At 68.3% G+C, this 1,519-nt stretch carries 1 protein-coding gene and 1 pseudogene; both read left to right on the top strand.

Annotated elements, in window-relative coordinates:
• Positions 1-243, top strand: a pseudogene (locus AB0E98_RS33655) (pyridoxal-dependent decarboxylase); the annotation flags it as partial.
• Positions 227-1,507 (top strand): lysine N(6)-hydroxylase/L-ornithine N(5)-oxygenase family protein, encoded by a 1,281-nt coding sequence (locus AB0E98_RS33650; protein ID WP_031084162.1) that lies wholly within the window; start codon positions 227-229, stop codon positions 1,505-1,507. The pseudogene AB0E98_RS33655 and the gene AB0E98_RS33650, both read left to right, overlap by 17 nt.
• The last annotated feature ends 12 nt before the right edge of the window (positions 1,508-1,519 follow it).

Below are 1,519 nucleotides of genomic sequence, written 5' to 3'. Positions count from 1 at the left end.
CGCCACATCCCCGCGGCCGTCACCGACCCCGCCGAGATCGACCGCGCCAACCTCTACGCCCGCAAGGCCCTGTTCGCCTCCGGCGACGCCGTGGTCGCGGGCACCAAGGTGGCCGGACGCCACTACCTGAAGTTCACCCTGCTCAACCCCGAGACGACCCCGGCCGACATCGCCGCCGTCCTCGACCTGATCGCCGGCCACGCCGAGCAGTACCTGGGAGACTCCCTTGACCGCGCTTCCTGAAGCCAGTGCCGCCTACGACTTCGTCGGGATCGGCCTCGGCCCCTTCAACCTCGGCCTGGCCTGCCTCACCGAGCCCATCGCCGAGCTGAACGGCGTCTTCCTGGAGTCCAAGCCCGACTTCGAGTGGCACGCCGGCATGTTCCTGGACGGCGCCCACCTCCAGACCCCCTTCATGTCGGACCTGGTCACGCTGGCCGACCCGACCTCGCCGTACTCCTTCCTCAACTACCTGAAGGACAAGGGCCGTCTCTACTCGTTCTACATCCGCGAGAACTTCTACCCGCTGCGCGTCGAGTACGACGACTACTGCCGCTGGGCCGCGCACCGGTTGAGCAGCATCCGCTTCTCCACCACGGTCACCGAGGTCACCTACGACGAGCGCGAGGAGCTGTACGCCGTCGCCACCACCTCCGGCGACACCTACCGCGCCCGCCGCCTGGTCCTGGGCACCGGCACCCCGCCGTACGTCCCGGACGCCTGCCGGGGACTGGCGGGCGACTTCCTCCACAACTCCCGCTACCTCCAGCACCGGTCGGAGCTGGTGAAGAAGAAGTCGATCACGCTGGTCGGCAGCGGGCAGTCCGCCGCCGAGATCTACCGGGACCTGCTGGGCGAGATCGACGTCCACGGCTACCGGCTCAACTGGGTCACCCGCTCCCCGCGCTTCTTCCCCCTCGAATACACCAAGCTCACGCTGGAGATGACCTCGCCGGAGTACGTGGACTACTACCACGCGCTGCCCGAGGACACCCGCTACCGCCTCGCCGGCGAGCAGAAGGGCCTGTTCAAGGGGATCGACGGCGACCTGATCAACGAGATCTTCGACCTGCTCTACCAGAAGCGGCTCGGCGGTCCCGTCCCCACCCGGCTGCTCACCAACTCCGCGCTCACCAGCGCCCGCTACGCGGACGGCACCTACACGCTCGGCTTCCGCCAGGAGGAGCAGGGCGAGGACTTCGAGATCGAGACCGAGGGCCTGGTGCTCGCCACCGGCTACCGCTACACCGAGCCGGAGTTCCTCAAGCCCGTCCGCGACCGGCTGCGCTACGACTCCCGGGGCAACTTCGACATCGCCCGCAACTACGCCGTGGACGTCACGGGAAGCGGCGTCTTCCTGCAGAACGCCGGCGTCCACGCGCACAGCGTCACCAGCCCCGACCTGGGCATGGGCGCCTACCGCAACAGCTGCATCGTCCGGGAGCTGCTGGGCACCGAGTACTACCCGGTCGAGAAGACGATCGCGTTCCAGGAGTTCGCCGTATGAGCACCACCGCCA

Source organism: Streptomyces sp. NPDC037389 (genome assembly GCF_040636475.1).
Taxonomy (GTDB): Bacteria; Actinomycetota; Actinomycetes; order Streptomycetales; family Streptomycetaceae; genus Streptomyces; species Streptomyces hesseae.
This window is presented reverse-complemented; position numbering and strand designations above follow the sequence as displayed.